Annotated in this window: 21 protein-coding genes and 1 pseudogene; 10 read left to right on the plus strand and 12 right to left on the minus strand. The window is 66.7% G+C overall.

All coding sequences use genetic code 11. The annotated features are described in order from the left end of the window. Positions 1-2: 2 nt before the first annotated feature. From G6N32_RS26945 to fadD5, 3 genes are all read right to left on the minus strand, one after another. Positions 3-872, minus strand: coding sequence for an MlaE family ABC transporter permease (locus G6N32_RS26945; RefSeq protein WP_115318116.1), 870 nt, complete (start codon positions 870-872; stop codon positions 3-5). A 1-nt stretch (position 873) separates the two neighbouring features. Further along, positions 874-1,674: an MlaE family ABC transporter permease gene (locus G6N32_RS26950; protein WP_036346725.1), complete on the minus strand. Its 801-nt coding sequence runs from the start codon at positions 1,672-1,674 to the stop codon at positions 874-876. 230 nt (positions 1,675-1,904) lie between these two features. Further along, on the minus strand, positions 1,905-3,530 hold the full coding sequence (gene fadD5, locus G6N32_RS26955; protein ID WP_115318115.1) for a fatty-acid--CoA ligase FadD5: 1,626 nt from the start codon (positions 3,528-3,530) through the stop codon (positions 1,905-1,907). Between the two features lie 171 nt (positions 3,531-3,701). Between fadD5 and G6N32_RS26960 the strand changes: the two genes are divergently transcribed. After that, on the plus strand, positions 3,702-4,394 hold the full coding sequence (locus G6N32_RS26960) for a GntR family transcriptional regulator (RefSeq protein WP_115318114.1): 693 nt from the start codon (positions 3,702-3,704) through the stop codon (positions 4,392-4,394). 12 nt (positions 4,395-4,406) lie between these two features. Here the strand turns inward: G6N32_RS26960 and G6N32_RS26965 are convergent, their stop codons facing one another. Both G6N32_RS26965 and G6N32_RS26970 read right to left on the minus strand, forming a co-directional pair. Then, positions 4,407-4,850: an SRPBCC family protein gene (locus G6N32_RS26965; protein ID WP_115318113.1), complete on the minus strand. Its 444-nt coding sequence runs from the start codon at positions 4,848-4,850 to the stop codon at positions 4,407-4,409. An 18-nt stretch (positions 4,851-4,868) separates the two neighbouring features. Next, positions 4,869-5,528: a TetR/AcrR family transcriptional regulator gene (locus tag G6N32_RS26970; protein ID WP_115318112.1), complete on the minus strand. Its 660-nt coding sequence runs from the start codon at positions 5,526-5,528 to the stop codon at positions 4,869-4,871. A 171-nt stretch (positions 5,529-5,699) separates the two neighbouring features. On the opposite strand from G6N32_RS26970, the pseudogene G6N32_RS29060 reads away from it, so the two are divergent. The 3 genes and pseudogenes from G6N32_RS29060 to G6N32_RS26980 form a co-directional block, all read left to right on the plus strand. Next, positions 5,700-5,807: pseudogene (locus G6N32_RS29060) on the plus strand (hypothetical protein); the annotation flags it as partial. A gap of 19 nt (positions 5,808-5,826) precedes the next feature. Beyond that, positions 5,827-6,975 (plus strand): low temperature requirement protein A, encoded by a 1,149-nt coding sequence (locus G6N32_RS26975; RefSeq protein ID WP_163789481.1) that lies wholly within the window; start codon positions 5,827-5,829, stop codon positions 6,973-6,975. Further along, positions 6,972-7,442, plus strand: a complete 471-nt coding sequence (locus tag G6N32_RS26980) for an acyl-CoA thioesterase (RefSeq protein ID WP_232077365.1) — start codon at positions 6,972-6,974, stop codon at positions 7,440-7,442. The genes G6N32_RS26975 and G6N32_RS26980 overlap by 4 nt, the downstream gene beginning before the upstream one ends. A 43-nt stretch (positions 7,443-7,485) precedes the next feature. Here the strand turns inward: G6N32_RS26980 and mbp1 are convergent, their stop codons facing one another. The 3 genes from mbp1 to G6N32_RS26995 all read right to left on the minus strand — a co-directional run bounded on the left by mbp1 (position 7,486) and on the right by G6N32_RS26995 (position 8,869). Then, positions 7,486-7,722 carry a microaggregate-binding protein 1 gene (mbp1, locus tag G6N32_RS26985; RefSeq protein WP_115318110.1) on the minus strand — a complete coding sequence of 79 codons (237 nt, stop codon included), beginning with the start codon at positions 7,720-7,722 and terminating at the stop codon, positions 7,486-7,488. A gap of 140 nt (positions 7,723-7,862) precedes the next feature. Next, positions 7,863-8,300, minus strand: coding sequence for a hypothetical protein (locus G6N32_RS26990; RefSeq protein ID WP_115318109.1), 438 nt, complete (start codon positions 8,298-8,300; stop codon positions 7,863-7,865). Further along, complete coding sequence (locus G6N32_RS26995; RefSeq protein WP_232077367.1) at positions 8,291-8,869, minus strand: RNA polymerase sigma factor; 579 nt, start codon at positions 8,867-8,869, stop codon at positions 8,291-8,293. Before G6N32_RS26995 ends, G6N32_RS26990 begins: the two co-directional genes overlap by 10 nt. A gap of 171 nt (positions 8,870-9,040) precedes the next feature. On the opposite strand from G6N32_RS26995, the gene G6N32_RS27000 reads away from it, so the two are divergent. From G6N32_RS27000 to G6N32_RS27020, 5 genes are read left to right on the plus strand one after another with little or no spacing between them, the layout of a single operon-like run. Beyond that, complete coding sequence (locus tag G6N32_RS27000; RefSeq protein ID WP_115318108.1) at positions 9,041-9,502, plus strand: Asp23/Gls24 family envelope stress response protein; 462 nt, start codon at positions 9,041-9,043, stop codon at positions 9,500-9,502. Further along, complete coding sequence (locus G6N32_RS27005; protein WP_115318107.1) at positions 9,502-9,825, plus strand: hypothetical protein; 324 nt, start codon at positions 9,502-9,504, stop codon at positions 9,823-9,825. Before G6N32_RS27000 ends, G6N32_RS27005 begins: the two co-directional genes overlap by 1 nt. Then, complete coding sequence (locus G6N32_RS27010) at positions 9,822-10,001, plus strand: hypothetical protein (RefSeq protein WP_036342574.1); 180 nt, start codon at positions 9,822-9,824, stop codon at positions 9,999-10,001. Before G6N32_RS27005 ends, G6N32_RS27010 begins: the two co-directional genes overlap by 4 nt. Next, the gene (locus G6N32_RS27015; RefSeq protein ID WP_115318106.1) at positions 9,994-10,599 is read left to right on the plus strand and encodes a DUF6286 domain-containing protein; all 606 of its coding nucleotides are present in this window, start codon (positions 9,994-9,996) and stop codon (positions 10,597-10,599) included. The genes G6N32_RS27010 and G6N32_RS27015 overlap by 8 nt, the downstream gene beginning before the upstream one ends. Next, positions 10,596-11,153: a hypothetical protein gene (locus G6N32_RS27020; protein ID WP_115318105.1), complete on the plus strand. Its 558-nt coding sequence runs from the start codon at positions 10,596-10,598 to the stop codon at positions 11,151-11,153. Before G6N32_RS27015 ends, G6N32_RS27020 begins: the two co-directional genes overlap by 4 nt. Positions 11,154-11,369: 216 nt before the next feature. On the opposite strand, the gene G6N32_RS27025 is transcribed toward G6N32_RS27020, so the two are convergent. Then, on the minus strand, positions 11,370-16,853 hold the full coding sequence (locus G6N32_RS27025; protein WP_163789483.1) for a cadherin-like domain-containing protein: 5,484 nt from the start codon (positions 16,851-16,853) through the stop codon (positions 11,370-11,372). Between the two features lie 274 nt (positions 16,854-17,127). Here G6N32_RS27025 and G6N32_RS27030 point away from each other — a divergent pair, with 274 nt between their 5' ends. Further along, a complete protein-coding gene (locus G6N32_RS27030; RefSeq protein WP_115318103.1) occupies positions 17,128-19,914 on the plus strand; it encodes an AAA family ATPase in 2,787 nt (928 codons plus the stop codon). Here G6N32_RS27030 and G6N32_RS27035 read toward each other — a convergent pair. Genes G6N32_RS27035 through G6N32_RS27045 form a run of 3 tightly spaced genes read right to left on the minus strand, consistent with a single transcriptional unit; the run spans position 19,884 to position 22,090 of the window. Further along, the gene (locus tag G6N32_RS27035; protein WP_147291971.1) at positions 19,884-20,189 is read right to left on the minus strand and encodes a hypothetical protein; all 306 of its coding nucleotides are present in this window, start codon (positions 20,187-20,189) and stop codon (positions 19,884-19,886) included. The two genes, G6N32_RS27030 and G6N32_RS27035, sit on opposite strands and share 31 nt — an antisense overlap. Before the next feature lie 58 nt (positions 20,190-20,247). Further along, positions 20,248-21,453 (minus strand): sensor histidine kinase, encoded by a 1,206-nt coding sequence (locus tag G6N32_RS27040; RefSeq protein WP_115318101.1) that lies wholly within the window; start codon positions 21,451-21,453, stop codon positions 20,248-20,250. Then, positions 21,446-22,090 carry a response regulator gene (locus tag G6N32_RS27045; protein WP_115318100.1) on the minus strand — a complete coding sequence of 215 codons (645 nt, stop codon included), beginning with the start codon at positions 22,088-22,090 and terminating at the stop codon, positions 21,446-21,448. Before G6N32_RS27045 ends, G6N32_RS27040 begins: the two co-directional genes overlap by 8 nt. Between the last annotated feature and the right edge of the window lie 113 nt (positions 22,091-22,203).

The raw sequence follows: 22,203 nt of genomic DNA on the forward strand, positions 1-22,203 counted from the left end.
AGCTACACCGTGAGGTTGAAGTTCGGGTTGGTGCCGTAGAGCGCCAACGAGGCAAGGAGAACCACGGTCGCGACGGCGACCAGCGATGCGCGCATCGAGATGCCGACCGCCTCGCCGACGCCGACCGGACCGCCGCTGGCGTTGTAGCCGAAATAGCAGTGATTGATCATCACGAAGACGGCGATGATGATGGCGACGACGAACGACCAGAACACGTCGTCGGGCCGCAGGAAGGTGCGGAAGTAGTGGTCGTAGGTGCCCGTCGACTGGCCGTAGAACACCGTCGTGGTGAGCTGCGCGGCCAGGAACGACAGCAGCAGCGCCATCGCGTACAGCGGAATGATCACGACCATGCCGGCCAGGATGCGGGTGGACACCAGGTAGCTGATGGACTTGATGCCCATCACCTCGAGGGCGTCGATCTCCTCGGCGATGCGCATGGCGCCGAGCTCAGCAGTGGCACCGGCACCCACGGTCGCGGCCAGTGCGTGCCCGGAGACCAGCGGCGCGACGACGCGCACATTCACCAGCGCCGCGACGAATCCGGTGAACGCCTCGACACCGATGTTGCCCAGTGACGCGTAGCCCTGGATGGCGATCAGCGAGCCGCCGGACAGCGTCACGAAACCGACGATCGCGATCGTGCCGCCGATGACGGCCATCGCGCCGGTGCCCATGCCGATCTCGGCGATCAGGCGCAGGGTGGCCCGGCGGTAATAACGCAGTGCGTGCGGAATCTGGCCGACCGCGGTGACGGTGAACCAGGCGACGTCACCGACCCGGTCGACGAACCGGCCGGGGGCCGACGCCCACTTGGTCGCGCTGGTGTACGCGCGGGGGTAGCGGGACCGAAGGACTGCCGCAGTACTCATTTCAGTGCCCCGTTCCGAACCGAACACCGATGGTGGTCAGGACGACGTTGACGGCGAACAAAGCGACCACGGAGAGCACGAGCGTTTCGTTCACCGCGGTACCCAGACCCTTGGCGCCGCCGGAGACGGTCAGGCCGCGGTAGCAGCCGACCAGGCCGGCGATGAGACCGAAGGTGAGTGCCTTGACGATCGAGATGATGACCTCCGGCAATCCGGTGATCAGGGTGAGCGTGGAGACGTAGGCGCCGGCGGAGATGTTCTGCATGTAGACGCCGAAGATGAAGCCGCCGACCAGGCCGACGGTGATGACCGCGCCGTTGAGGAGCACGGCGACGAACGTCGCGGCAACCACCCGGGGCAGCACGAGGCGGTGGATCGGGTCGATGCCGAGGACCTCGAGGGCGTCGATCTCTTCGCGGATGGTGCGGGCGCCGAGGTCGGCACAGATAGCCGTCGACCCGGCGCCGGCGACGACCAGCACGGTCACGATCGGGCCGAGCTGGGTCACCGCGGCCAGTGCCGCACCGGCACCGGAGACGTCAGCCGCACCGAACTCCACCAGCAGGATGTTGATCGTGAAGATGATCAGGATGGTGTTGGGGACCGCGACGGCGATGGTCGGCAGGAAGGTCACCCGGAACTGGAACCAGCCCTGCAGGATGAACTCGCGCCACTCGAAGGGCCACTTGGTGGTCGCCTTGGCGGTCAGCACGCACATGCGGAAGAAACCGCCGATGGCGGTCAGCGCCGGACGGGCCTTGTCCTGGAGGTAGCCGCCGACGCCAGTGGTCGCGGCGGTCACCGGTTCACCCACATGACGGGACCACGTCGGTCGTCGCGTGGCGGCAGTCCGACTGGCACGTACCCTCCTTGCCCCGACCCGCAGTGAGTGAGTGTCGTCTCCCTACTACTCAGTAGTAAGGCGGACCACAGGAATGTACCCGATGCCTCACGGGCCGTGCGCCGCATCTGCACTATTGACCCTCCATCCCCACTACTCGATTTTTGTCGCATCCGTAATACGTCGTTCCGCTAGCTGGGATCCGGTGCATCCGAACCGGATTCAACGCTCCCATCGGCCGGGGAGCTGCCGCTGAAACGAATCCGCAATTCCGTCTTCAGCACCTTGCCCGCGGGGTTGCGGGGCAACGCGTCGACGATCTCAAGTCCCTTGGGGTGTTTGTACCGGGCCAGACGTTCGGTCAGAAATTCGTCAAGTTCTTCCAGGCGCAGCGCGGCGGCGTTGATCGCGGCGACCGCCACCGGCACCTCACCCCATTTGGGGTGGGCCCGGCCGATGACCGCCACCTCGACGATCGCCGGGTGGGCGGCCAGCACGTTCTCGACCTCGGCGCAGTAGATGTTCTCGCCGCCGGAGATGATCATGTCCTTCTTGCGGTCGACCACCCAGATGTAGCCGTCGGCATCCGCGCGGACCAGGTCGCCGGAATGGAACCAGCCGCCCGCGAACGCCTCTGCGGTGGCCTGCGGGTTGTTCCAGTAGCCGGCCATGAGAGTCGGTGCGCGATAGACGATTTCACCAACCTCCCCCACCGGGACGTCGTTCATGTCTTCGTCGACGATGCGCGCGGCCACGGTCGGGATGACCTTGCCCACCGACCCGCGCTTCCGGATCGCGTCGTCGCCGAGAAGCATGCACGTCACCGGAGACATCTCGGTCTGGCCGAACGCGGCGAGGATCTTGCTGTCCGGGAACGTTTCCGACATCTCGCGCAACAGGGTGTCCGACGCCGGGGCCGCACCCCAGGACAGCGCCCGCAACCGGATATCGCGCGGCTTGGCTTTCTGCGCCGCGCAGACCGCCTGCCATTGGGCGGGCACCAGGAAGATGCCGGTGACCCGCTCGGCCTCGAGCACGTCGAGCAGCTGGCCCGGGTCGAAGCCGCCGAGCGGGTGGATGACCGTCGGCGTGCCGAGCATCAGGCCGCCGAGGGTGTTGCCGATGCCGGCGATGTGGAACAGCGGAACCCCGATGAACCCGACGTCACTGTTGATGTCGGGGCCGGTGGTGTACATCCCGGTCATCGCCTGACCGGCCAGATTGGTGTGGGTGAGCACCGCACCCTTGGGCCGCCCGGTGGTGCCCGAGGTGTACATGATCAGCGCCGGGCTGTCATTGGGGATGTCCACCGGCGGGTGCTGCTCACCGTCTTCGACGATCAGGTCCTCGTAACCGAGCACCCCGTCCTCGGTCGCGCCACCGGCGACGATCACGGCGGACAGCCCCGGCGCGAGGTCGCGAACGGCCTTGGCGACATCGGCGAGCACCGATTCGGTGACCAGCACGGCCGCTTCGCAGTCCTGGACCAGGAACGCCAGTTCCGGCGGTGTCAGCCGGAAGTTGACCGGCACGGCAATCGCCCCGAGCTGGTTGGCGGCCAGCGTGGCCTCGACGAACTCCGGGCGGTTGAGCATCAGGATCATCACCCGATCGCCGAAGCCGACCCCGCGGCGGCTCAACGCGTCGGCGAGCTTGGTGACCCGGTGGTCGAACTCGGCCCAGGTGGTCGTGCGTCCCATGAATCGCAGTGCGGTGGCGTCGGGTTGCATGAGAGCATGGCGCGCCAGCTGGTTGGTCCAGTTCTGCCGGCGCGCCAGATACGGCTGCTCGGTCGTCGTGGTCAGCTGGCTGGTCACTGGTCTTCGTTGCCCTCTCAACAGTTCCGAATGGCGACAGTTCCCTATGTCGTAAAGGATGCGTGAACCCGGTGGCTGGAGAACGCAATAATCGTTATATTTGATCAAATCTGTTGTTGCTTGGGTCACACTATTGCTTGACCGCTCGCCACACAAGTCCCCGGAGGTCACGTGAACGCACCGGCTTCCACACGGGTCGGCAACCGCCGAGGAAGCCGTCGATCACAGCTGTCCGACGAGGTCGCAGCGCACCTTCGCGAAGGGATCATGACCGGCGTCCTGCGGCCCGGGACCTTCATCCGGCTCGACGAGACGGCGGCCCGGCTCGAGGTCAGCATCACCCCGGTGCGGGAGGCACTGCTGACGTTGCGCGGCGAGGGCATGGTCGCACTCGAGCCGCGGCGCGGCTACGTGGTGCAGCCGCTGAGCCGCCAGGACATCGCCGACATCTACTGGCTGCAGGCCACCATCGCCAAGGAACTGGTGAGCAGTGCGGCCGACCGGCTCACCGACGAGCAGATCGACGAACTCGAACGCGCCAACGAGGCGTTGGAGGCAGCGGTGGCGCAGGGCGATCCGGCCACCGTGGGTGCTGCCGAGTTCGCCTTTCACCGGCTGCTCAACCGCGGGGCGGGCCGGATAAAACTGGCCTGGTTCCTGCTGCACGCCGCCCGGTACATGCCGCCGCAGATCTACGTCACCGACCCGACGTGGGGTGCGGCCGCGGTGGACACCCACCGCCGCTTGATCGAGGCGCTGCGCAGGCGCGACCGGGAAACCCTCGCGGAGCTGTCCGCGGCGGAGTTCAACGACGGCGTGCACCGGCTGCTGGAACAGCTCGAGCGCAACGGGATGTGGCGCTAGCCGGTCGCGCGGCTACGAGCTCGCGGACAGCTGCTCGGCGCGGGTCTTGAGATTGTCGGCCAGGTGCTCGAGCACATCGTTGATCAGCTTCTTGACCATCATGTCCGGCACCGGCAGGGACACCTCGACCTCCAGGTCGACGGTCAGCAGGCTCGAGGGCCCCATCGCGACCACCGAGAACAGCTGGTCCTGTTTGGTGAACACCTCGCCCTGCTGCAGCACGGTCTGGATCTGCCCCTCGCCGGGGTAGTACACCGCCTGGATGAACGTGCCCGACTGGCCCTGGATCTCCATGTCGAGCCGCAGCTGGCTGGGCCGGCCGTCGTCGTAGCGGGCCAGCACGTAGACAGCCTTGGCCTCGGGATTCCATTCGGGATAGGTCTCGAAGTCGGCGACTATCCGAAGGATCGTGTCGGCATCGGCGTTGACTTCAACGGTCTTGCTGACGAGCGGCATCGGCCGATCATATCGGCCTCAGGCGGGCGCCTTCTTGGCCGCGCCCGCCACGTCGGGCGTGCCCAGCGGGGATTCCACCCGGACCGTCTCGTCCCGAATCAGGCCGCGCAGCAAAGCAGTACTGAACTCCGCGGCGATCTCCTTGGCGGTCCGCCTGCCGTCCGGCCGCAGCCACCGGTAGGCGCCCAGCGTCATGCCGATGTAGCCCAGGGCCACCACATGGGTATCGCACTCGAAGAACTCGCCGCTGGCGATCCCGCGGTCGATCAGACCGTGCACGTGCTCGTAGACCTGGGTTTCCTTCTCCCGGACCTCGGCAACCTGCTCCTCGGTGAACCACTCGGTGATGTAGGGCGCCTCCTGGAAGTACACCGCCGCGCCCTCGGGGTTCTCGGCGATGTTCGTCAGGAGCCGCACGGTGTACTGGTAGAGCGCTTCGCGGGCGGTCCAGGACGGATCGTCGTGTACGGCTTCCAGAGTGTTCTCGGCCGCCCGGCGGTAGATGTCGAACAGGATCAGCGACTTGCTCGCGTAATAGTGGTAGACCGTCGCCTTGTTCAGGCCGACGACATCGGCGACGTCATCCATCCTGGTTCCGTGATAGCCGCGCGCGGCGAAGAGCTTCGTGGCGACGGCCAGCAGCTCTTCGCGCCGGGTCATCCCGTTCTCGGATGCCATGATGTCCTCGCTTGTCCTGTGCCGGCGCCGGCCGGCACGGCGTCATTTTGTTCACCGACAACGTCGGCTCTCTATCAACTGGTTGGATAGTTTAATGACCGGTGTCGCGGTTGGGGCCCGCGGACTACACTCCGGCTTATTGCGGTGACGCTCAGGGAGGTGCGAGGGATGGATCCGAATCCGGACTATGACGCGAGCGACGAGGTCGAGTACTTCTTCAGCTGGCTGCCCTGGGCGCTGCGCGGTGTCTACCCACCGCCCGCCTATCCGCCGGTTTAATCACCGCTGAACCGCACCTTTGCCGGCCGGCCTGCGGGCGATGCTCGCCCGCGACCCCGATGAACCGCACCGCGCGGCCAGCTCACTCGAGCTGCTTTTCGACCTCGTTTTCGTGGTCGCCGTATCTCAGTCTTCCGGTGCGCTGCACCATCTTTGGGAGGAACAGCATTTCGCCGCAGGTATAGCGGCCTATGCGATGGTCTTCTTCGCCATCTTCAACGCCTGGATGAACTTCACCTGGTTCGCCAGCGCCTACGACACCGACGACTGGCTCTACCGGATGACCGTCTTCGTTCAGATGGCCGGCGCCCTGGTGATCGCCGCGGGCGCGCAGAGCGCGATGCTGTCCAACGACTTCGGGGCGATCGTCGCCGGGTACGTGATCATGCGGGTAGCCACCGCCGCGCAGTGGATCCGGGCGGCGATCAGCGATCCGGACTACCGCGGCACCAGCGTGCGGTACGCGATCGGCATCGTCGTCGTGCAGGTGCTGTGGGTGTCGTGGTGGTTCCTGGACGGCCCGGTCTGGTTGTTCCCGCTACTGGCGCTGGTCGATCTGTCGGTGGCACTGATCGCCGAGCGGTACCGGGCGACGGCCTACCACCACCATCACATCGCCGAACGATACGGGCTGTTCACCCTGATCGTTCTCGGCGAATCGATTCTGGCAGCGGCCAATTCGATCATCGGCGGGCTGTCGAACGACGACGCCCGTATCGGTTTGATCGGGGTTGCGGTCTGCTCATTGGCGATCGTGGCCTCGATGTGGTGGATCTATTTCGACCGACCGCAGCATCACCAGACCGCGACCAGGCGCCGCTCGTTCTACTGGGGTTACCTGCACTACTTCATCTTCGCCTCGGCCGCGGCGTTCTCGGCCGGGGTGGAGGTCGTCGTCGCCGAACATCTCGGCGAGAGCCATTTGCCCCATGCGGTCGCCGGTCTGACCTTGACGATCCCGCTGGCGGTGTTCCTCCTTGCGACGTGGCTGGTCCTGGACACGGGGCGCCGCGACGTGATCCAGGCCGTCGGGGTGGTGCTGTTGGCCGCGGCGATGCTGGCCGCGGCGCTGCTGCCCGAGCCGACGGTCGCTGCGGCCCTGATCATGGTCGCGGCCGCGGCGCTGGTCAGCTGGCGGCACGCGGCCGATAAGCTTGCGCACTTGTGAGCGACTGGACAACGACCGCGGCCCGTCCGCACGAGATGCGGCTGCGGCTGGACTCCTATCCCGTCATCGGCGCCGTCGAGGCGCGCTACGGCGACATGGATTCCAACGCCCACCTGAACAATCTGGCGCTGGAGGCGATGCACGAGAACGCCCGGGCGACCATGAACCGCAGCCTGTTTCCCGATATCTACGACGTGACCGCCCGGCGGCTGCGCCTGGTCACCTCACAGAACGCCGTGCACTTCCTTGCCGAGGCGCACTGGCCGGGGACCATCCAGACCGGCGCCGGGGTCGGACGGGTCGGGCGCACCTCATTCGTCGCGTCGACCGGATTGTTCGTCGACGGTCGTTGCATCGGGGTCTGTGACACCGTGCTGGTGTTACTCGGCGACGACGGACCGGTCCCGATTCCCGACGACGCGCTCGCGGCGCTGGAGACCGTGCGGCTCGCTACGCCGCGGGCATAGGCCTCGATGGGCGGCGCGGGCGTACCCCGCGCCGCCCGTCCGGCTACTGCTCGGCCTGCTGGCGCGCCTCGTGGACCTTGGCTTGCGCCCGGGCCTTCTCGGCCTCGGCTTCCTTGGCCGCCGCTTCCCGCATCGACGCGGCCTTGTCTTGCTGGGCCTTACCTTCGCGCACCAGATCGTCGCGTCCGGTCACCGAGCCCACGACCTCTTTGGCCTTGCCCTTGAGGTCCTCGATGATGCCGCCGGCAGCATCCTTGGCGGTGTCCTTTGCATCTGACATGACATCCTCCTCCTTTGCGCCGCAACGCAATTGCGGCCTGGGGACCGGCGCGTTGTTGCGCCGACAGGAGTTGGACGGTGGCGCCGCGCGCAACCGAACGCCGCGTCGCCGTGTCGTCGATCACATAGCGGCCACCGCCATCACCGGTGAACGTCGACCACCGTGACGCTAATGGGGACAGCGGTACCCGGTCCGATCACGTCGGAGAGAACACTTTCGGCCCGCTGTCGGACACGCTCGGTGACCGTCACCAAGTCGGCCCCGTACAGGCCGCTCAGCTGGATCTGAACACCTTGCAGCACTTCGTCATTGGAGGTGGCTTCGATCCGGTCGACAAAACAGTCCGGCTCACCGGCAAGCGCCCGGCTCAGGGCCGCGGTCAGCACGAGATCACTGACCCGGATGCGCCCGGAGGCGGCGTCGGGCTCGGGGTCCACGACCGTCAGGGGCCAGCCACCCCGAGGGGTGGCGCGCACCGCGGCCAACACCGCGGGCTCGATGGCCTGCCAGTCCGGTTCCGGGACTGCGCGCAAGAGCCGTCCGGCGTTGTCGTAAATCTCGAGATCTCCTATCGCCATTGCTGAAGCCTCTGCTGAAGGGTTACCCGCGCCCGGTGATGATGCCCCCGGGCGGCATCCGGGCTCAAATTCAGGATGTTGCCAACTTCCGGGAACGTCAACATTTCGATCTCCCGCAGCATCCAGACCGCTCGTTGCCGTGGCGGCAGTTCGGCCAGCGCCTCTTCCATCGCGTCGAGGAAAGCTCTGTTCGACGCGAAGTTGAACGGGCTGGACGCGGCGTCCTGACTGATCGGCTCGATGAGACGGTCGTCGATCGGGATGGCCCGCTTGACGCGGTGAGAATCGGTGACCTTGCGCGCGCAGATGGTGAACAGCCACGTCAGGATGGCGCTGTCGCCGCGGAAGTTCCCGATCTGCCGCCAGGCGGCGACAAAGGTCTCCTGGACGATGTCGTTGACCGCGTCGGCATCTCGGGTCATGCGTCGCGCATAGCGATACAGCGCGGGACCATGTCTGCGCACCAGTTCCTCGAACGCGTCGATGGACCCCGCCGCGGCGGCGGCCGCCAGCTCGCGGTCTCGGTCACCGGCAGGCGGCGGCATCCCGGTTGCGTCGTCGCTGAGCAATGGTCGCCTTCCGCACCTGCATCGAACGTCGCGGCAGTGGCCGGACTGGAGTAATTCGGTGCCGACCGCGATTCGGATGTGTGGTGCACGCCACAGACATCCGGCGTTCGGTTCGCGCCGCCCGCGCCGTCTCACTGGGTGTACGCAACGAGGACAGAGAGGATTCCCCCGATGAGCACCACTGCAACGACCACCCCGGCCACCGTGGCGCCCGCTCCCGCAGCCAACGGTCCACTCACGACCAGCCACGGGCGCACCACCATCGCCGACACCGTCGTCTCCAAGATCGCCGGGCTGGCCGCACGCGAGGTCAACGGCGTCCACGATCTCGGCGGCAACGCCAGCCGCGCAGTGGGCGCACTGCGGGAGCGCATCCCCGGCGCGTCGACGAACTATGCGCAGGGCGTCTCGGTCGAGGTCGGTGAGAAGCAGGCTGCCGTCGACCTCGACATCGTCGCCGAGTACGGCGTGTCGATCGCCGACCTGGCCACCGGGATCCGCCGCAACGTCATCGCCGCCCTGGAACGGATGACCGGCCTGGAGGTCGTCGAGGTCAACATCACCGTGCACGACATCTTCGTCGACGATGACGGTGCCGACGACGCTGCCGGCCAGCTGACTCGGGTCGAATAGTGCACGACGATCCGACCACCGCGGACACGGTCGCGAGCGTCGCTCGCGCCGTGCCCGGCGTGGCGGACCTGCACCCCGGAATGTTCGGCGAGGTGGGGACCTACCTGCCCGGCCGGCGTGTGACGGGGGTCCGCATCCGCGACGACCGGGTGGAGGTCCACATCACGATCACCCCGAGTGCGCACGTCCGCCAGACCGCCGCGGCGGTCCGCTCGGCGGTCAGGGCCGCGATGCCCAACACGCGGGTGGACGTGACCGTCGAAGAGATCGCCGGAGCTTCACCGAACAGCGGAACCGACCCGACATCCCAGGAGGATTCATGACCACCGCTACCGCCGGCATGCTCGCCGGAATTCTTCTCGGCGTCGCCGCCGCAGCCGGCGGCTTCACCGGCTTTCTGCTGGCGCTGCTACTCGGCCTGATCGGCTACGTCATCGGCGGCCATCGGGACGGTGAGTTCGACGCCACCGCCTGGCTCAGGAGCCGGGGCCGTGGCTGAGCACAGCGCCGCTTCCGTCGAGCAGGCTCCAGAGGATCGCCCGCTCGCCGAGTCCCGGTGCCGACCCGCGGCGGCGCCGCTGGCCCCGGCGGGGGCCAGCTATGCCGCGGCCGCTCTCGCGATTCTGCTGATCGCGGTCGGCGCCGTCTGCTTGCGCGACACCGCCGTCCAGGCCGGCCTGGCGGGCGGTGAACCGTGGCTTCCGGTGGCGGTCAAGGCCGTTGACGGTCTGCAACCATCGCCCATCGTGCTGGCCGTGACCATCGCGGCGGGCGTCCTCGGCATTCTGCTGACCGGGCTCGCGGTCAAGCCGCGCCGGGCCACCGCGGTGCCGGCCCGCAGCGACAGCGGCGGGGCCGTCTACGTCCGCCTGCGCGACGTCGCCCAGGCCGCCGCGACCGCCGCCCGGGACGTGCCCGGCGTCGAGCGGGTCGACAGCACCGCGACAACCCGCAAGGTCTCGTTGCGATGCGTGGCGTCGGCACCCGAAATCGCCGAGATCAGGCATCTGGTCGCACGAGCGGTCCGCGACGAACTCCAGCCGCTGGCCCGGCCACCCCGCATCACCGTGCGCGTCCGACAGGAGTCCCGGCGATGACCCGTTTCGCCATCGGCGTCGACCGTGCCGTCACACTGGTCGTCGGCCTGAGCCTGATCGCACTGCCCATCGCCGCCTGGCAGTGGCACATCGGAAAACTGAACGGCGGCAAGGCACTTCGTATGTCCGAGGTCTACCAGGTGCTGCATGCCTCCTGGTGGCCGCTTACCACCGGGGCGGGCGGGCTCATCCTGGTTCTGGTGGGCCTGCGCTGGCTGGCCGCGCACCGTCCGGCACGGCGCGCCACCCGAGTGGCCCTCGATTACGACGACGATCACACGGTCACCGTGAACGCCAACGCGGTGGCCCGGGCATCGGCCACGGCCTTGAAATCGAATGCCCAGGTTCTGAAAGCCAGTGGCGGCGCCGCCGTTCGCGGCGGCATCCCCACCGTGACGTTGACCGCGACGGTCCCGGCGCGGCACGGACTTCACGCCGGCATCCGGGCCGCCGACGCCACCATGCGCACCGCCGGGGCGATGCTCGGCGACACCGTTGCCATCCGCACGGTCCTGCGGACCGACGCCAACCACCGTCAACGCCGGGTCAGCTGAACGGCTACAGCGCCTTGGGCTGGTCTGGGAGACGCTCCCCTGTGCTCGTGACACGAGTAACCACATCGGCGGGCTTCTGCCCCAAGCCAGAACGGCCCGCATCGCTACAAGTCCCCATCTGGGGGAGGCTGCGGGCCAGTTCAGAATTGTCGCGCCCGACGGGACCGATGACGACGCGGCGCGTCCCCCGGGGCGCGCCGCGACATCGGTCTAGGGCTACAGGTTCGTCGCGGTATCGATCACCGTGATCGAAGGACCTTGGCCGGTGGTATGGACTGCGCTCGTCACGTAAAGCTTCCCGTCGGGACCAATATCGAGGCCGACCGGAAAGGCAACAGCGGCGAGGTCACTGACTGTGCCGTCCTGGCCGACGGCGAGCACGTGGCCGGTGACGTCCGCAATGTAGGCGGTGCCGTTCGGGCCCACCGTCACGTTGTAGCTCGCCCTATTCGGTAGCGCGATGGTCTTCTGAAGCACGCCGCCGGAGCTGAAGATCAGCAACGCCCCATCGATGCTCGTACCACTGTCACTCGACGCCGTGACCACATAGACGCGGCCGTCCGGGCCAACGCTGACCCCCAGTGCCGCAGCATCGAGATCGACGGTCGTCATCAGCGAGCCGTCGCCATTGAGGACGGTCAACTTGCCGCTCTGCGGTGTATCGGTGTTGGTGATGACGCTGCTGACATAGATCCGGCCGTTGCCGAGGGCGAGCCCGGCAGCACCGGCGATCGACCGGATCAACTGCGGTGCGTAGCCGTTGACCGGGTCGTACGCCGTAACCGTGCCGAGAGCGACATCAGTGACCAATAGGCGACCGTCCGGCCCGATCTCGACGTCGAGCGCACCACTGCCGGGACCGAGGTCGGCCAATTGGGTGACCGATGTGCCGTCGGCACTGACCACCACAAGTTTGGAATGGCTGCTGCCAGAAGAGTCGTAGTTGTAGCCAAGGACGTACTTCTGACCGCCACTATCGACGGCGATTCCGTACAAGCCGACGAACTCGTTGAGACCGTTGCTCGTTCCGTCCTCGACCAGATCGGTCGGGTCGAGGACCGAGATCGAGCTGGTCACGGTTGCCTGTGTGTAGTCGTTGACGGCGACGTAGAGCAACCCGTCGTTGCCGACCGTGATCATGGTGGGCACGGCCGCGAGACCCGAACCAGACCGTACGGTGCCGATGGGACCGCTCGAATCGACCGCGATCACTCGTCCGTTATTGATCACATAGGCAGTGCCATCGGCACCGACCGCCAACCCCGTGGAGCCGCCGCTACCCAGCGGCACAGTCGATTCGACAGTTCCGTCGGACTGCAGGATCGTCATTTCGGCGCTTCTCGTGTCGCTGACATAGCTGGTCAGGTAGATCCGCCCGTCTGGACCAACCGCCAACCCGGTGACTTCGTGGGAAGTCTGGTCGCCGAGATTTACCGGAGGGAGAACGACGTTGCCGTCGGAATCTATGGCCGACAGATAGCCGGCGACGGTGCCGCTGTCCGGGTCATAGTGGTAGCCGGTGAAGTAGATCGCGCCGTCCTGGCCGACGGCCACGTGGGACGCTCCACCGGAACGGACCGCAATGATCGCCCGCGAACCGGTGACAGGGTTGATCACGGTGATCCCGCCGGGTCCGGCGGTATAGATAAGTCCATCCGAGCCGGCGTCGAAGGATCCGAAACCGTTCAACGCCACTGGGCCCAGATCTGACACCGTCCCGTCGACGTCTACCTTGGCAAGTCTTGTGACTCCCAAGAAGGTGTCGACGACGCCGGCGACATACCTGGCACCGTCGGGTCCTACTGTCAGGCCGACAATGTATTTGAAGTCATCAACGCTGTCGAGGACCGTCTGCACCTTGATGTTGCCCGGATCCACCACTGACAGGGCGTTGTTCTTCAGGACGTAGAGGCCCTGAGTACCCATCGCGATTGCTTCGATATCTGTTCCGTCGCTGGGTATTCCGTTCAGCACGCCGAAGGGTCCCGATGCGTTGACGGTGAAGATCCCATCGTTGTACGCAACGTATACGGTGCCGTCCGCCCCGACCGCAATGCTCGACCCCGGCAAGTTGGCCAACGAAATCCGCTTGTCGACCGAACCGCTTGGGCCCACGACCACCACGGTGTACGTGGAGCTGTTGGGATCAGCGCCGAGAATGTAAGCGTGCCCGTCTGCACTGACGACCAGGCCTTTCGCATCGGAGTATCGGAAGCCGAGATCGACCGGCGCGACCGCTACCGAACCGTCGGGGTTGAGCACTGTCAACGCCGAGGGGATCGCGTCCTCTCCGAAGCCGGCCCATGCGGTGAGGTAGATCTTCCCGTCGTTGCCGACAGCCATATGGACCGCGTCTCCGCTCAAGTCCGTGCCGATGTCGACCGAGCCGAGCTCGCCGTCGTCCAAGATCACGTGTGGGGTGCCATCGGTGTCATACACCGTCAATGTGCCGTCTGCACCCGACCAGCCGTTGTCGAGGACATATACCCGATCGTCCGGGCCGACCGTCACGTCGGCGAGGTACGGCCACCCGATGTTGTCCAGGTCGATGACGGGGGTGATCATGCCGTCCTCACCGAGTCGGCCGACGACAAATCGGTCGTATCCCATTCCAGTGTCACCTATTTCAACGAATGCCTTTCCCACGACGTACACACCACCGGAGGCGGTGATCTGGATCTGAGGTTGGTCGAAACTCGCCAGGGTCAGCGACGACTGGGTGGGTACGGCGACGTTGACGGTGACGGCGGCGCTGTTGCCGGTGGTTCCATCGGAGATGGTGTAGGTGAAACTGTCAGTCCCGGTGTAGTTTTCGTTCGGCGTGTAGGTGATGGTGCCGTCTTCGTTGACTGCTACGGTGCCGTGCGCGGCCGTCCCCGCAACAGTCACGCTCAACGGGTCGCCGTCCACGTCGGTGTCGTTGCCCAACACATCGATGGTCACCGGCGTGTTCGGGGCGGTACTGGCCGAATCGTTGACAGCTGTGGGTGCGTCATCGACGGGGGTGACGGTCACCGACACGGTGCCTGTGGCAGTGCCGCCGTGGCCGTCGGAAACCGTGTAGGTCAGCGAGTCGACGCCATGGAAATCGGCGTCCGGGGTGTAGGTGAGTGTGCCGCCGGCGAGCACCGCCGAACCGTGTCCGGGCTGACTGATCCCGGTGACGCTCAGCGTGTCCCCATCCTTGTCAGAGTCGTTGCCCAACAATGTCACCGTACTGATCGAGACCGCAGTGTCCTCGGCGGTGGTCACAGCGTCTCCGCCCGCGATGGGAGCGTCGTTGACCGGCGTGACCGTCACCGACACGGTGCCGGTCGCCGTGCCACCGTGGCCGTCGGAAACCGTATAGGTCAGCGAGTCGACGCCATGGAAATCGGCGTCCGGGGTGTAGGTGAGTGTGCCGCCGGCGAGCACCGCCGAACCGTGTCCGGGCTGACTGATCCCGGTGACGCTCAGCGTGTCCCCATCCACGTCGGAGTCGTTGCCCAACAGGGTTGTTGTAGAGACCGAGACCGGCGTGCCCTCGACGGTACTCGCGGAGTTGGGACCCGCCACCGGCGCATCATTGACCGCGGTCACCGTCACCGCCACCGTGGCCGTCGCCGTGCGCCCATGCCCATCCGACACCGTATACGTAAAGCTATCGGCACCAGAGAAGTTCGCCGTCGGCGTATAGGTCACCGTGGTCCCATTGAGCACCGCGGTGCCGTGCGCCCCCGACGACACCCCCGTCACCGACAACGCGTCACCATCGGGATCAGAATCATTGCCCAACAACGTCCCCGCACTGATCGACACCGCAGCATCCTCAGCAGTCGTCACCGTGTTGTTCCCGGCCACCGGAACGTCATTGACCGCGGTCACCGTCACCGCCACCGTGGCCGTCGCCGTGCCCCCATGCCCATCCGACACCGTATACGTGAAGCTGTCCGCCCCATTGAAATTTGCCGTCGGCGTATAGGTCACCGTGGTCCCATTGAGCACCGCGGTGCCGTGCGCCCCCGACGACACCCCCGTCACCGACAACGTGTCCCCATCGGGATCAGAGTCATTGCCCAACAACGTCCCCGCACTGACCGACACCGCCGTGTCCTCAGCCGTCGTCACCGAATTCCCACCGGCCACCGGAACGTCATTGACCGCGGTCACCGTCACCGCCACCGTGGCCGTCGCCGTACCCCCATGACCATCAGACACCGTGTACGTGAAGCTGTCCGCCCCATTGAAATTCGCGTTCGGCGTATACGTCACCGTCGTGCCGTTCAACACTGCGGTGCCATGGGCACCCGACGACACCCCAGTGACCGACAACGCATCCCCATCGGGATCAGAATCATTACCCAACAACGTCCCCGCACTGACCGACACCGCCGTGTCCTCAGCCGTCGTCACCGAATTCCCACCGGCCACCGGAACGTCATTGACCGCAGTGACCGTCACCGCAACCGCGCCCGTCGCCGTACCCCCGTGCCCATCAGACACCGTGTACGTGAAGCTGTCCGCTCCATTGAAATTCGCGTTCGGCGTGTAAGTGACCGTGCCATCCGTCAATACCACCGAACCGTGCTGACCCTGACTGACCCCACTGACCGACAACGCGTCCCCATCGGCATCGGAATCATTGCCCAACAACGTCGTCGTGCCTACCGACACCGCAGTGTCCTCAGCCGTGGTGAGCGTTCCGTCGTTGACGACAGTCGGCGCCTGGTTGGGTTTGGAGACGAAACCGATCGCAGTCAGCAAATTGGTGATGGTATTGCTGATGGCTGTGACTGCCGTGTTGACTGCGGTGCTGATCGCGGTCAGCGCAGTGTTGACGGCGTTGTTGATCGCGGTCAACGCGGTATTTATGAACGACCCGAGGGAGCTGATGAAGGACTCCAGCGGGCTGGCGGCGGCGTGAGGAGTGGCCAACGCCGAGAGTGTCTTCGCCGCAGTGGTCTTAGTGAGCGGTTCGGATTCGTCGGCCTCGGTCTGTGACGTCAGCCGGGAGCTAGCGACGACCTGCCGCGTGCGGCCGCGGCCACCGAATTCGCGACGGGTACCGGCCAACAACACCACATCCGTTGGCGAGCCAACCGGATCACCCCCCGGCGACCCGGTGCCCGACAACGTTGCGAGCGCGCCACCAATTGCCTGGTTGCTCGTCGGCGCCATCGCCGACGCGGTGGCTACCGGACCCGCCGGGTGTGCGCCCGCAGTGACAACCACGTCGGTCCGAGGCCGCGCCACATCATCTGAGTGGTTGTCCGCGGAATCCTGGCCACCCGTTGCCGTAACGGGGGTGTCGGTGCCGACGGCCCTGGCCTCCGATTGATCGTGCTTCGCGGTTGGCGACAACGTTGCAGGACCATCTGCTGGTACCGCGCCGGCATCACGACCGTGGCGTCGTCCCCGGTCCGCGGTGTCACCCGTCTGAGCCGAGCCGGCACCGGAAGTCGCGTCCACGGGACGGCGCCCCACATGCGCCGACGACCGACGACCCGCTCCGACGGACGCGCCGCCCGCGCCGTGGCCTCGCGACGAGGCCTTACTCGGTTGATCGGAGCTGGCTGACGCGGAGTCCGATCCGTCGGCATGTGCGACCCCACACGTCAGCGAGCCCAGGCCCACCCCGACCCCGAGTGCGACGGCCAACGCGCCGATCCGCCCGATCGCCTTCTCCATGCGCAGCGTCTTGCCGACAGAAATTGAGTGCATGATGCGGCCTCCCCGTCCAGCCGGAATATCCGGTTCCCGGCGGAATGCTATGGAGACGGGTCGAGACACCGATACAGGGATTTCCCTGGTATTTGCCAGGCCGATGCCAGCGAACGACGAGCGATGCGGCGGTCCGGCGCCGTAGACAGCGACCGTTTGGCGGTGCTGTGCGATACCGACTGTCGACGACATCGTAAAAAATGAGTACCGTCGCGCCCTAAACGAGTAGCGACTTACCCTAATCACCTGCCAGGTCTCTGTCAGGATCCTGTTCGTGGGGGTACAGATCGTCGGTCGCAGCCACGAGCTGCAACGGGTGCAGGCAGTACTCCAACAGGCCCGCAGTGCACCGACGGCAATGATCCTCGACGGCCCGGCGGGCATCGGTAAGAGCACCGTATGGCGTGCCGCGACCGACTGGGCGAGGGCCGCCGGATTCATGGTGTTGACCACAACCGGGGCAGCCGCCGAGGCAGGATTGGCGTGGGCCGGCCTGGCCGACCTGCTCGCCGATATCGACGACGCGACGCTGGCCGGCCTGCCGGCACTACACCAACGCGCGCTGTGCGCGGTGAGCACCGGCGAGTCGGTCCCTGGTGGAGATGAACGACTGGTGGCGACCGCTTTTCGAGCCGCCATCGAAGCGTCGTCTCGCCGCCGGCCCGTACTGATAGCGGTCGACGACGCCCACTGGCTCGACGAAGCCACCCGGCTGGTGCTGGGCTTCTCGGTGCGCCGACTCTCCGGACCGGTAGGAGTGGTGGCCGCCTACCGCAGCGGTGACCCCGGCACCCTCGACCAGTCTTGGGTGGCACCTCGTGATCCTGAGGCCTTGTCGCGTGTGACGGTCGGCCCCATGAGCCTGGGTGCCCTGCACGCAGTGATCGCGACCCGCCACGAAATGACCCCACCCCGACCCACGATGGTCCGCATCCATAGCCTGTCGGGCGGAAACCCTTTCTACGCATTGGAATTGGCCCGCGGGCTACATGAACATGCCAGTGCTGACCTCGCCGTGCTGCCGCCGACGCTCACCCGGCTGTTGGGTGAGCGGATCGGCGACCTCGACCCGCTCACTGCGCAGGCCGCCGTGACCGCGGCAACCGCGGCCGAACCGACCGTGGAATTGGTCGCGGCGGCCATCGGTCGCCATCCGACCGAGCTCGTCGAAATCCTGCAATCTCTGGAAAGCCGGGGGGTGCTCGCCTTCGACGGGCACCGCATCCGGTTTTCTCATCCATTGATCGCCTCGGCCATCATCGCCGACGCCGACCCGACCGCCCGGCGTCACGCCCACCGTTGCTTGGCGAACGTGATCGACAACCCCGAACTGCACGCGCGCCATCTCGCCCTCGCCACGCCCTACGGGGATCCGGAAACCCTGGCCGCGTTGGACGGTGCCGCCGAGTCCGCCGCAGCGCGCGGGGCTTATAGCGTGGCCGCCGAACTCGTCGGGCTGGCAATCGGTCTCGGCGGCGACACCGGATCACGTCGGCTGCGCGGCGCCGAGTTCCACTTTCGCGCGGGTGCCCTCGATGAGGCAGAGGAGTTGATCGCCCCCGTCGTAGACACGTTGTCTGCGGGACTGTTCCGAGCGCTCGGTCTCATAATTCTGGGCAGTGTGCGCGGCTATCGCGACGGCATGGCCAAGGCCGTAGGAGTGCTTCAGCGCGCCGTCACCGAAGCCGCCGAGATTCCCGCGCTGCGAACCCAGGCACTGTTGCTGTTGGCGCTCGCGACAGGACTGGGCGGCGACATGGCCACCTGCGTGGCCCACGCCCGGCAGGCACGTCATGATGCCGACGAGACCGGGATCGCCGCGTTGCGTAGTCAAGCACTGGCGTTGTGGGTGCACGTCAGCTTCATGTACGGACTGGGCACCGACACCGAAGCCTTGCGGACCGCTCTCGAACTCGAAGACTCCGACAGCACGGTGCCCGCGACTCTTCAACCGACCGCGGTGTACGCCATCAACTGCGCGTGGACTGGTCGACTCGACGAAGCCCGCACAGCAATGGACGAGGTGGCGCGCCGTTGCGCCGAACGCGGAAGCGAAGTCGACGTGGTCTGGGCCGCTGAACAACTCACAATGATCTACATCGGCCTCGGCCGCTACCACGATGCGCAACAATGCGCCGCCGAGGCGCTCGAGCGAGCCAGGCAGGTCGACGCCCAACTTCCCCTGATCAGCGCCTACACCTCAGTGGCCGGCGCCGGCGCCTACCGAGGTGACCGGGAACTCACGCGCACCGCAGCACGCCAGGCAATCGAGTTGGCCGGTGCTGCGCAGCTGACCTATCTGATTGGTCCGCCCCTGATGAGTTTGGCGTTCGTCGAGGTTTCCGCCGGTGACTATGCGACGGCACTACAGACTCTGCAGCCGCTACTGGCCGCCTTCGATCGCGTGCACGGCACCGAGATCATGGCCGGCGCCTACCTCCCCGACGCGGTGGAAGCGCTGACCGCCGTCGGTCGCGCTGATGAAGCCGAGCCTTTGGTTGCGGCGCTGGAATCCAATGGCGCACTTCACGATCGCGGATGGATGCTGGCGACGGGGGCGCGGTGCCGCGCACTGATGGCGGCGGCGCGCGGCGATCTCGAGGCCGCCTTCGGGCATGCGGAACGGGCAATGGCCCACCACGACCGGTTACCCATGCCCTTCGAACGCGCACGCACCCTGCTACTGGTCGGCCAATTACTGCGCCGCCGGCGACGTCCGCAGGCCGCCTACGAGGCGTTGCGCCAGGCAGCTGACGTCTTCACCGAGATCGGGAGCCCGTTGTGGGCGTCCCGCGCACAAAGCGAGCTGGATCGGCTCGCCGCGCGCTCGGCCGGCGGTGTGCTGACCGGCGCCGAACGCCAGGTCGCCGAGTACGCGGCCGCCGGGATGTCGAACAAGCAGATCGCCACGGCGTTGTACCTTTCGCCGAAGACGGTGGAGATGTATTTGTCCAACGTCTACCGCAAGCTCGGCATCCGCTCTCGCGCACAGCTCGCCGGCCGTCTCGACGGTACTGGTGCTACGGGTACTCAGATCACGCCGCCGTCGGCGGCGATGTAGGCGCTCACACCGCCGGTCACACGATCCGGCGGACAGCCTGCATCTCGACAGACCCGCCACACTGCTTCAGCGGTATCGGCCCGGAACAGCCCGAAGACCATCTCGTCCACCGGGGAGGTCACCGTCAACACCACCGACACCTCGGTCCCCCGCAGTCGGGCTGCCGCGGCGTGGTCGATGAGCCTGCCGGCGACATCCCCAGTCGAGGCGTCGAACAGCGCCGTCTGATACCACTCCACCAGAAAACGATGGCCCGGGTTCTGCGAAATCCTCACCCAACCAAGCTAACTCGCCGTCCGGCCGGCTGAATCAGGGATTCCCCTGGTCGTGCGCTCACGCGTCGGAGAAATCACCGTCAGGCACCGCGACGACGACCGTCGTACCACCACCCGGAGTGTCGACCAACCGCACCGAACCGCCCATCGCCTCGACACCGACCACCAGCGACGACAACCCGATGTGCCCCTCGGCGACCTTCTGGTTGAGAACGGCCGGGTCGAAGCCGACGCCATTGTCGACCACCCGCAGCACCAGCGAATCGGCCTCGTGATCCAATTCCACCCTCAGCCGGGTGGCCCGAGAGTGCTTGTGCGCGTTGGCCAACAGCTCACGGGCGGCGCGATAGAGCAGGGCCTGGGACGTCGGCTTGCCCACTTCTTCGACTGCACAGTCGATGCTGACGTTCCAGCGGCGCTCGTACTGCCCGACCAGTTCACGCAGGGCCGCGCCAAGGCCGACCTGCGCCAGCACCTGGGGATGCAGCGTCGAGACCGCGCTGCGCAACATGTTGATGGCGTCCTGCAGCGCGGTGTCGACCCGCTCGAACCCGATGGCCGAGGGCTGTTCGCGCAGGTCCTCCAGATCCAGCCGGGCGGCGAGCAGGTTCTGCAGCGGCCCGTCGTGGAGTTGCTCGGACAGCTGCCGGTTGTTGCGCTCGTCGGCCTGCATCGACTCCGAGACCAGCCTGCGCCGTACCTCCAGAAGCGACCGCACCCGGGCCCGGCGGCGGGCCAGCACCAGGCACAGCGCGGTGGTGGCCAGCGCCAGCCAGGCCAGGCAACCGACCTGGACGTAGACGACGTTGGGCAGACCCATGGTGTCGTCACGCTTGGAGTAGATGATCCAGGCCACCAGGTATCCGACCGCCGTGCTGGCCCCGATCAGCGCGGTGATCTCCGGTCGGTCCAGGAAGGCGACGGTGATCGGGATCAGGAAGAAGATCGGCAGCAGCCAGCTCGTCGCGCCCCCGGAGGCGACGCACATGGCCAGCACCGCCACCACGTCGATGGCGGTCGACGCCCAGCCGAACCACCATTGCAGCGGCCTGCGGACCACGACGGTCAGCCATACCGCGGCGGTGGCGGTGTAGACGATCAGCACCGACCAGTACACGGCGGGCAGCCAATGGTCGACGCCCTCGATCCACACCAGCAGCCCGATCAGCACGATCAGCGGCAGCCGCAGGACGGCCGCGACCCGGACCGGCTCGGTGCCCAGGAAATCGGCCGCGCGGCTCAGCGGGGCCGGCAGATTACTCAAGCAGTCCCCGCCGCATCGCCTCGGCGACCGCCGCCGCGCGGTCCCCGACACCCAACTTCTCGTACAGCCGCTGCACATGGGTCTTGACCGTCGAGGGCGCCAGGAACAACGCCTCGGCGATCGCCGGAATGCTGCGTCCCCCGGCGATCATGCTGAGCACTTCGCGTTCCCGCGAGCTCAGCGACGGTCCGGACGGCTCGGCGCGGCGCCGGATTTCGACCGCCAGCCCGGACGCCAGCCGGGGGGCCAGAACGTCGCGGCCCTTGGCGCAGTCGAGTACTGCGTTGACGATCTCCGATCGGCTGGAGTCTTTCGGCAGATAGCCCGCCGCGCCTTGTTGCAGCGCGTGATAGACGATTTCGGCGTCGTCGTGCGCGGAGACCAGCAGCACCCGGGTCGGCAGTTCGTCGCGGCGCACGGCGGCAGCCACCTCGGCGCCGTCCATTCCGGGCATCCGGTAGTCGAGCAGCGCGACGTCGGGCGTGTGTTCCTTGATCGCTGCCAGGGCCGACGTGCCGTCCTCGGCTTCGGCAACGACCTCGACCTCGCCGCTGCCCGACAACGCCCGGACCAGTCCGTCGCGGAACAGCGGGTGGTCGTCGCCGACGACGACGCGCACCTTTCGGTTATCGGACATGCCAGGAGCTTCCCACAGGGGTCCGCTGATCGGGGGACAAACACTTCATCCCCCGCAGGGGCCTATCGGCGGACAGACAGCTCCCGACCTGCGCGGGATAGTCGATTCATCGC

This window comes from Mycolicibacterium aichiense (assembly GCF_010726245.1).
Taxonomy (GTDB): domain Bacteria; phylum Actinomycetota; class Actinomycetes; order Mycobacteriales; family Mycobacteriaceae; genus Mycobacterium; species Mycobacterium aichiense.

Bases quoted from the DNA above. Each gene is read 5' to 3' on its own strand.
- G6N32_RS27020 (WP_115318105.1), top strand. From the start codon at position 10,596: ATGACCCGTTTCGCCATCGGCGTCGACCGTGCCGTCACACTGGTCGTC.
- G6N32_RS27000 (WP_115318108.1), top strand. From the start codon at position 9,041: ATGAGCACCACTGCAACGACCACCCCGGCCACCGTGGCGCCCGCTCCC.
- G6N32_RS27025 (WP_163789483.1), bottom strand. From the start codon at position 16,853: ATGCACTCAATTTCTGTCGGCAAGACGCTGCGCATGGAGAAGGCGATC.
- G6N32_RS26945 (WP_115318116.1), bottom strand. From the start codon at position 872: ATGAGTACTGCGGCAGTCCTTCGGTCCCGCTACCCCCGCGCGTACACC.
- G6N32_RS27045 (WP_115318100.1), bottom strand. From the start codon at position 22,090: ATGTCCGATAACCGAAAGGTGCGCGTCGTCGTCGGCGACGACCACCCG.
- G6N32_RS26990 (WP_115318109.1), bottom strand. From the start codon at position 8,300: ATGGCGATAGGAGATCTCGAGATTTACGACAACGCCGGACGGCTCTTG.
- G6N32_RS27010 (WP_036342574.1), top strand. From the start codon at position 9,822: ATGACCACCGCTACCGCCGGCATGCTCGCCGGAATTCTTCTCGGCGTC.
- G6N32_RS26970 (WP_115318112.1), bottom strand. From the start codon at position 5,528: ATGGCATCCGAGAACGGGATGACCCGGCGCGAAGAGCTGCTGGCCGTC.
- G6N32_RS26965 (WP_115318113.1), bottom strand. From the start codon at position 4,850: ATGCCGCTCGTCAGCAAGACCGTTGAAGTCAACGCCGATGCCGACACG.
- mbp1 (WP_115318110.1), bottom strand. From the start codon at position 7,722: ATGTCAGATGCAAAGGACACCGCCAAGGATGCTGCCGGCGGCATCATC.